The organism is Anoxybacillus sp. MB8 (assembly GCF_011006755.1).
In the GTDB taxonomy this organism is placed as follows: Bacteria; Bacillota; Bacilli; order Bacillales; family Anoxybacillaceae; genus Anoxybacillus; species Anoxybacillus gonensis.
This window is the reverse complement of the sequence record NZ_RXXX01000063.1, coordinates 1-8,939: the sequence shown is the minus strand read 5'-3', so window position 1 is coordinate 8,939 and position 8,939 is coordinate 1. Positions and strand designations below refer to the sequence as shown.

Genomic DNA, 8,939 nt, shown 5'->3' with positions numbered 1-8,939 from the left:
TGTATCTTTACATCCTACTTCGTTCAGATAAAACTGGTGAATCAGTTCGTGAACCAAAATTACGATGCGAAAAAGCTTTACATCCCACTACGTTCAGATAAAACTCGATTGGAATATTTCGTTTAAAATCCCAAAAAATATAACTTTACATCCCACTACGTTCAGATAAAACAAGTTACGTCCGACATCATCAAGAAAATCCTTGATCTTTACATCCCACTACGTTCAGATAAAACTTAGAAGAAGAGATTGCAAAACGCTATCCGCCTGAAACACCTTTACATCCCACTACGTTCAGATAAAACCAAATGACGATAAACGTCTAAAGATACAGAGACAGAGCGCTTTACATCCCACTACGTTCAGATAAAACCTGACGATCCTTTACCAGAAAGATTTAGAGAGCCAGCTCCTTTACATCCCACTACGTTCAGATAAAACCCTAAAGTCTAAAAACACAAAGTACTGTCATATCAACGATTTTTTGGAAGTGTTGATATGACAAGTTCCTACTTTTTGCAGTGAAGCGTCAGTCGTGTTTTGTCCTTATTCCAAAAATACCGCATTTTTTGTTGATATATCAAGCATTTTTATTCATTTTTTAAAATTAGAGGTTCACTGCAAATATTAAAGAAAGAGTTCATCAAAGTTTTTCTCCTGTCCAAATACTTGCTTCTTGATATTCTTCGGATTAGCCACTTCGTAAATATAAATGGAATCCTCATCTTCATCAATAATTTGGTCTATCTCGTTCAAGCATTTCATAAGCAAACTTTTGGAAATCTCCCCTTCAAACACAGAGTTTTGGGTCCACGTTAAGTACTCCCTCAGCTTTTTACACACTTTATTTACACGTTTTTCTCCAACATCGTACGTAATGATTACAAACATAACTACCACCATGCCTTCAACGGTTTATAAGGTTCATCGCCAATGAAATGTTTAATGAGTTTGTAACATTCCAAACGAATAAAATAACGATAACTTACTTTTCTCTTCAGTTTCCGATGCTGTACTGTTGTTGATAGCTTCTCATCCCATTCTTTAATAAAACGCTTTTTTCCTTCCTCGTTTAGCAAAACCATTCCATCAAGAAAATCGAAATGTTTCTGGGTGATGATGCGATTATTAATGCACGAAATAATCACAACATCAACGAGTAATGGTTTGAAAATCTCCGCTAAATCTAGACATAAAGAAAATCTCTTCGTTGATGGCTCATGCAAAAAGCTAATAGTCGGATCTAATTGTGTTTTATAAATTTCCGACAAAACCGTTGTATAACAAAGCGAATTCCCAAACGAAATAAGGGCATTAAGCGGGTCTTGCGGCGGTTGTTTTGTTCGTTTTTCAAAGATAAAATCTTGTTTCAAAATTGCATTAAATGACTGATAATAATGTTGCCGAATGCGTCCTTCTATTCCCATCAGTTCTTGAATTGTCGTAGCACTATCCATCTTTTTCGCTTCTTCTTCGATGTTTTTTACATATTGCTCCGTTTTTTCTTTGTATCGTCGAATATTCCGCAACATATGATGCACGGCACTTTGCAAAAACGACCTCGCCATATATAACCGCTTCTCATGCTCAAGATAATGAACACTTTGTTGCACCACCGTAAATCCTGAAACTTTTTTATTTCGCGGACAAAACGTACCCGCATAAAATCCGTAGTAATTAAATACATGAAGATGAACATCATGCTGGCTCAGCAAATTTAATAGCGACGAGTTTAAATCCACTTCCCCAAATATATATAAATTATCCGTTTGATGAACAGGAAGGCTCTTTTTATTTTCTTGTTCGTCAAAAAAGTATAGCGTATTATCTTTTCTTTTCAGCCTACCGTTAGAAAAAATATAGTGATCCCGCAACATTTTAATCATCACCCTCTAGCGCAAAACAAAATTCATAATATGCGCATTTTGTACAGTAAGGAAGTTTTTTCAACCGCGGCGGAGAAGGAGATTGTAAAATGACATAAATCTCCTTTATCGCCTTTTCAATCGCGCTCTCATCTTTTTCTGTCAGTTCTACCTCTTCAGTTTTCCGCTCCTTCGTATAGCTAATCAATCCCTTCTTCGTAATGCCCCGTTTCTTTAGCTCATATAAGTAATACAACATTTGAAATCGATCGGCTTCTGGCATTTTGCTAGAGATCTTAATTTCGCGAACATATTCCTTATCTAAAGCATCTAACTTGAATGTATCATCAACTAAAATTTCCCTATCTTCCAAACGCGGATAAGCCCGCTCGTGTAAAATCTTTCCCTCAATGACACGTTCATGTTCATTTTCCATCGCAATTCCTTTTGAAAACAACCATAGCTTCCGCTTACACACTTTGTAATACTGCATTTGCACACCACTAACCATGAATATAAACTCCCTCTTAATATTGATTGGATGAAGGTTTGTCCAATAAAATACCCTTTCCTTTCAACTGTTCACGATTAAAGTCATATTGAACATCGGCAATATATATGTGGTCAAATGGCTTTGGCAAACGCTCCGACACATATTTTTCCGCTACATATCGCTGAACGCTAACTGTCTTCTTTTCAATTTCCATTCGTAATTTCAACCGCTCTTTCCATTCTTTTTCTTTCTTATACTGCTCAAATAGATGCTCAATTTGATCATACATTTGCCGCGTGATGATTTGGATGTTTTGAATATCACGCAGTTTTTGTTGCGCCTCACGTTTATCCATTCCGTATGGATCAAGATTATCAAACATGTATAAGGCATCTTCAAACTCTTTCAAAAATGATGTTCCCTTTAGTTGTTTTCGATCATATAGTTGCTTTACCATTTCTACCTTGGCACGTTCGTCAACAATTTGGTAATCGTATTGCTCTAACAGCCGAATGCTCTCATTTACAAGATGTTCGTTATATACTCTTGGAATGCCGGAGATATTTTCAGTGAAAATATGAATATTGCAATGGTCATGGTCAAGTGCTCTTTTACGGTAACAACGTCCGAAACGTTGAAACAAGCTATCTAACGTTGACATTTCCGTAAACAAATAATCAAAATCAATGTCAATACTCGCCTCAACGAGTTGCGTCGTAATCCAAATTCCTCGTTCATTCTTTTCATTAAATTGTTTAATGCGCTTTTCTAACAACTGGCGATCCTCTTGTGTGAATTGCGAATGGAGTAAGTAGATAGGAACTTGTGTATCACAATCTAAAAATTTATCATAAAGACTCATTGCCTTACGAACAGTATTGACAATGACAAGCACTTGTGACGTTTCTCCTAGCTCTAACATTTCTCCGATTGTTTCCTCTATACACTCGGAGCGCAAACAAATGCGGTGACGGTGAACATCTGTATCAATGAACTCCCCTGTAACAAATTCATCATCGTGAATCACATTTCGCTGTTTTAACTCTTCCAAATACAAAGTAGGGAGCGTAGCAGTCATAATCATAAATTTTCCACCTACATGATGGATCATTTCTAATGCTTTAATTAACATCGCTGCAATCCTCGGTTCATATGCTTGTATCTCGTCAATCACTATTTTTGCATTCGCCATCGCTGCTAATTCCTTTTCAAAACCTTTATAGTAAAATGGGAACTTTAAAATTTGGTCAATGGTTGTAAGCAATAGCTTCTTCGCATAATGTTCAGACTGTTGTTTTAATTCTTCCCAATTTTCCTCTTTGTCTACTAAATAATGCACGCTCGTAGAGTGTAACAATCCAACCGCATCATAACCCATTTTTTCTTTTATTCTGTCGTATATTGCATTAATGCTCACTCGAAGTGGCAATGTAAAAAATGCTTTATCCTCTCGAATCCATAAAAGCGCCGCTTCCGTTTTCCCCATTCCCGTTTGTGCAATAGCAATAACGTGCTTATCATGATGCCGCTCAGCAAATTGTTGCAAATCATTTTTATGAAATCCTTGTTTTTGCATATATTCATTTACATTTATGTAGACCGATTTTTCTACATCCCTTTCGACATCCATATGAGCAGAGGCCGCATGGTCTAAACGATGTAGTAATCCTTTAATCATGACATATTTCCAAAATTCTTCTCCGTCATGGTACGTATATCGCTTTAACAATCGATCAACGAATCGATATGAAAATTTTTCTGTCATTTGTAATCCCATATGTTCACTTAGTTGTGGCAACTGCTGTTTTATATCGTTTTCTAAAACATGACGAATCATTTCTTTCTCTGGAAGCTGGTCACGCTCATGATGATAACCGACCGCGTGAATAAGTAGTCGCTCTTCTTCTTTCGTGAGGTCTAGCTGTTTTAGTGGTATACATCCTGCTGATAAGTAATTGTGAGGTACATTTGTTTCTACATCCGTTTCTAACATCGATTCATGAATCGCCTGACGGATCTTGTTTTGAAATACCGTATTTGCTTTGCCAACATCATGATATTGCACAGCTATTTCTAACAGTTTCCACATTTGTTCGTCCATTAACATGAATTTGTGGCCATAAGCGTCTTTTAATAAATTTAAATTATGAAGGAGACGATCCGTATGTTCACGAATCGTCTCTTTTCCTTCCGATTTTGCATAAAAAGCCATCATTGCCCCTCCTACAGATGATAAAAAACTAGTTCCCCGTCTTCATCCATCCATACTCCTTCTGGAGCCTCAATTCCTTTTTGAACATAACCTACATGAATTTTTTCCCACTGCCGAATCCCATTGACAATTTCATATTTCCAATTGAGTTGATAAGGAATACTTTTTGTTTCTCGATCAAGAAGATGTCTCGGAATATAGGCATCTCGCTGCAAAGTCAAGGTCTCATCTTCCTCAAGTTCTCGGACTTCCACGAGTTTATACTCATCAATCCGAACTAAATCTTCCCAACGCCCAAGGCTATAATGAGTGGTACTATGCTCGATAGCATGAATGATTTGCGTTAATATGTGTTCCTCTGCTTCGACATGGATTAATAAATGGACGTTGTGCAACAAATGTGTGTACATTGGCATCGTTGTGATTTCATTTTTATCGTAAGAAAATTCCATTCGTGCTAACCCATCTAGTACAAGTGGAAAGCTGGATAGTTCTCTCCTTTTGAAAAAATAATATCGCTGATAATCAAGCAACTTCGCCTCATACGTCCCTTGTACACTTAGACGCATTGGAATGAATTGGTTTGCATCAAGCAAAGCGTGAATCATTCCTTTTACTGTTGAATATGGCGGAAGCGGATACGTTTCCGCCACTTTGGAAGCAAACGGCTTTTTGTAGCACGCTGTTTCTTGAAATAACTTTAATCGTAACGCTTTCATATTTAAACACCGTAATACGCTTTGATTTGTTTTGAAACATATTGGAAAAACGGTTCAACAGGCATCACTTGCTCGTTGAATAGATCGTACAACTCTCCTTCATTTGCAAAAACACCGCTCAATATACCGATGCGTGTATCTTTGCCGATCGCTTCCCCAGCAAATGTTTGTTCCATCGTTTCTTTAATTGGCTTCGTTTGAATGGCCCATCCGTTCCCTGTTACACTTAGTTGCACGCGCCCGAGGAAAAACGGATTGGCGACATTATACATTCCACCAATGACAAAAAGAGGAGATAAATTTTCTTGTCGCCCGCGAATGTTACGGTTTAGCACTTTTAACACTTCAAGCAATTGAAGGACACGGTTCGCTTTTTCTTCGCTTGGAAGCTCAATCTCCCCATCTACACCGACACGGTTTAAATCAATGGTAATCGTATATGTGTAAAAACTATGATGTTGTTCAATATTGGCTAAGTTAGCATCTTGTCCAATGCGACTTGCGAGCCCCATATTGTTTAGAAATTCCAAATCACTTTTGTATGGCTCAAGCGAAATCGCATGGCTCAGACGAACAACAGCAGGACGTTTTTGCGAATTTTTATCCGTTTTTAGGTAGCCAAATAAGTCCATTTCAACAGAGTCATTAATCGTGACATCTTTTTTAAATTGGACAACTCCACTCGCTTTGTCAACCGTATCTAAATTCCACCCAAACAGCTCGTTTCCGAGCCGAACAATATCGTAACGGATACTTTGCCGCGATGCATACGTATATACTTCACCGTCGCCGCGATGAAATTTTTTCAACTCTGAAATATTAGCAATTCCTTCTCCATAGTTTAATGAGTTTGCTTGAAAAATGACGGTCATTGTTAACGCTTTTTTCATGCTTGAACTTCCTCCTGTTCTTCTTTATATTGGTTTGCGAGTAATCCAGCAATAAACGCATTCGCCACTGTCGCAAAATCTAAATCCCGTTCATGTAGCGCATTTAAGAAAATAGGTGACATCGGACGATCTGTAGACATATAAATACGCATAAGCGTATCCATAAAACTTTTTCGATTTCCGGCTTTTGCAGCATTTAATAAACGATAAGCAATGCTTGTCACTTTTTTCTCCGAACCGCTTGAACGGATGATCGCATCGCGAATTTCTCGCCCTTGCATAAACAACGCAGTTACTCTTTTGTCTGTCGTGGCCATATCCCTCACTCCTTTTTTAAACTGCAAAATTCGATTCCGCTCCCGCACAGCAATGTACGGACCGTTCGTACTTCTTTCATTTTTGATGCAATCGCGCAAATAGTGATAGATGACATGAATTGGATCCGCGCCGCGCAACACAGATTGCACAAACTGCTCACGATAGTCGTATGGTTTGATGTAATCAAGTCGATCAGCATATTGCTTGAAATAATAGGCTAAGTACATAGGAAGGTGGTAATAATGCAAGTGTGTTTTTTTACTGTCGTAGTCCGAAAAGAATTCTAAGAAAAACAAATGATCGACTGTATATTCCGATTCTTTTTTCACGCTTTGAACAAGCTGACTGACGATCTTGTTAAAAGGTTCTCTTTTTTTCTTTAACTCCCTAAAATGATTGTTTTTCTGTAAAACCTCCGCAAAAGTGGCGTCCGTCTGAACGAAACCTGCATACAATCGTCGTTCTGTTTGTTCATTTATTCCTTCGTTTTTGTAATAAATGGTCGAGCCAATTGGTGCGAATAAAAGCACAAGTTTAGCTAATGAAGATAGTGGTCGAGGTTGCTCACCATTAAAATACCAACTAAAGTTAAACGCTTTATCTTTCGCAACTCCTATCGGAGAAAATACCATTTCTTCGAAGTTATAAAAAGCAAGACGTTCATTGAAGAGCAAACACTTATTTATTTCTGTCTTGATGTATTCTCGTACTTCTTCTAACGTTTTTTTCTTCCATGCCCGTTTTAATTGTCTAAACAGCTGATATTCACTCTGTTTTCCTAACAAAGAACTTATCTCTTCCATAGAGTGACTATCATTAATGACAGATTCCAAGTATAAATCATTTACTACAGGAAAAATATAACTATTGTAAAATTCTTCTACGTGACCTTCAAAATCTAGATTATTTTTTGACACATTTAAAAATGAAACTTGCCCAAAAAATAATGGCTTAAGTATAGCATGTTTAAAATAATTAAAAGTTAATTTTTCATTGATTTTCGGTTCACTATACACTTGCTTTAAAGTACGTATATGCTCTTCCAGCTGATGTACTTGCTCATATTTCTTTATTTCTTTTATCTGTTTTAATATACTTTCCAATGTTTCATGAGTGAAATATTTAAGTATTTTAGTTCCTGTATCTGATATAGATTTTTTTAAAGTATTTATATTACTTTTAAACTGTTCTTCATTCTTCACCTGTTCGATGTAAGCATCCAATCTTTCGCATTCTCTTCTGGCAACACTATACTCCTCCAACAAATACAAGAAATATGCTCTTGGCAATTGTGGAAGTACCTCTGTATCCAATTCAATTCCCCATGGTTTAACTGTCACGCTATGTTTGTGTTCTTCGCTAATTATTTCATGTTTCCGTCCGTATTCAAACACACGATATAGCCCGACAAGTCCCATATTAATCATCCATTCCCCCATATGCAATTCAACCTTCATTCCTTCACCTCCTCCACTTCAAGCATTCCAAATCCTTGATTACGCCGTTTTGATAAACCGAGTTGATAAAGCAATTGTAAATCGGCAGGTTCTCCGCTCATATGAAATAAGCCATGATACGCAGTGAAGTATAAATGGTGTTGTTCCCCATACTTTTCAGTAAATTGATGATTAGATTCTTTTATGACCATCTTTTTAAATCGAATAGGTCGCACCGTCAATGGTTTATATAATCCCCTCCCGCGATATTCATATAAAATCGTATCGGCTAAGTAATTGATATGTTTTTCATAATTTGGATCATCTGGAGCAATGGGAATTTTCTTTTCATCTTCTATTAACAAAGGGGAGAGCGTTCGAAATATGACGACAGATGATGTAATCTTTTTTTCATTTCCCATTACTATTTTTCTTCGAATAAATTCGTATCCTTTATATTCGAACCTTTTTTTACTTTGCAAACCATTATACAAATGAAGCAAAAATTCATAATCAGGTGAACTAATAACAACACGTAATTCATCTAGCTCAATTTCATCACCTTTTAAACAGAAGTTTTTTAAAAAAGGTGAGAAAACGAAAGGTTTTGTTTTCTGATTCATGTACAACTTTTCGTAATATTCCTCGCTAGATGCCCGTATACTTTCTTTCATGATCGACACAATTGCCATTCGATAATGAAGTGGGAGTTTTTTCACTTGGAATGAACAAATAACTCTCATAAGACACCTCCTTTTGCTTCATTTTATCGAAAAAGAAAAGAAAATGTTGTCGTTTTTTGTCAAATAAAAAGAAAATTCAATAAAATTTAACAATTCGAAACATAGAATATTCAATCATTATATTAATAAATTCGAAATCAAAAAACTTGCAAATATCCATCTATCCTCTACATTTTCGGTACCGTCAAGAATTTTGTGTAATGCAAGATGGATAGGGTATCTCTGAAATGGATTTGGAATGGATAGGGAACCGATTTCCTCCC

General features: G+C 36.7%; 8 protein-coding genes and 1 CRISPR repeat array. All 8 genes read right to left on the bottom strand.

Annotated elements, in window-relative coordinates:
• Positions 1-5: 5 nt before the first annotated feature.
• A CRISPR array of direct repeats spans positions 6-441; the repeat unit is 29 nt; unit sequence CTTTACATCCCACTACGTTCAGATAAAAC.
• 186 nt (positions 442-627) lie between these two features.
• From cas2 to cas6, 8 genes are read right to left on the bottom strand one after another with little or no spacing between them, the layout of a single operon-like run.
• Positions 628-891, bottom strand: a complete 264-nt coding sequence (gene cas2 / locus EKC99_RS14455; RefSeq protein WP_009361654.1) for a CRISPR-associated endonuclease Cas2 — start codon at positions 889-891, stop codon at positions 628-630.
• Between the two features lie 2 nt (positions 892-893).
• Positions 894-1,877, bottom strand: a complete 984-nt coding sequence (gene cas1b / locus EKC99_RS14450) for a type I-B CRISPR-associated endonuclease Cas1b (RefSeq protein ID WP_009361655.1) — start codon at positions 1,875-1,877, stop codon at positions 894-896.
• Between the two features lies 1 nt (position 1,878).
• A complete protein-coding gene (cas4, locus tag EKC99_RS14445; RefSeq protein WP_035066613.1) occupies positions 1,879-2,376 on the bottom strand; it encodes a CRISPR-associated protein Cas4 in 498 nt (165 codons plus the stop codon).
• Positions 2,377-2,392: 16 nt separating this feature from the next.
• Positions 2,393-4,570, bottom strand: a complete 2,178-nt coding sequence (gene cas3, locus EKC99_RS14440; protein WP_163152528.1) for a CRISPR-associated helicase Cas3' — start codon at positions 4,568-4,570, stop codon at positions 2,393-2,395.
• Positions 4,571-4,581: 11 nt separating this feature from the next.
• Complete coding sequence (gene cas5b, locus EKC99_RS14435) at positions 4,582-5,289, bottom strand: type I-B CRISPR-associated protein Cas5b (protein ID WP_019416835.1); 708 nt, start codon at positions 5,287-5,289, stop codon at positions 4,582-4,584.
• A gap of 2 nt (positions 5,290-5,291) precedes the next feature.
• Positions 5,292-6,179 carry a type I-B CRISPR-associated protein Cas7/Cst2/DevR gene (cas7i, locus tag EKC99_RS14430; protein WP_009361659.1) on the bottom strand — a complete coding sequence of 296 codons (888 nt, stop codon included), beginning with the start codon at positions 6,177-6,179 and terminating at the stop codon, positions 5,292-5,294.
• Positions 6,176-7,954, bottom strand: coding sequence for a type I-B CRISPR-associated protein Cas8b1/Cst1 (gene cas8a1 / locus EKC99_RS14425; RefSeq protein ID WP_163152526.1), 1,779 nt, complete (start codon positions 7,952-7,954; stop codon positions 6,176-6,178). Before cas8a1 ends, cas7i begins: the two co-directional genes overlap by 4 nt.
• Entirely contained in the window at positions 7,951-8,676 is a 726-nt protein-coding gene (cas6, locus tag EKC99_RS14420; RefSeq protein WP_163152524.1) for a CRISPR-associated endoribonuclease Cas6, read from the bottom strand. The genes cas8a1 and cas6 overlap by 4 nt, the downstream gene beginning before the upstream one ends.
• Positions 8,677-8,939 lie beyond the last annotated feature (263 nt).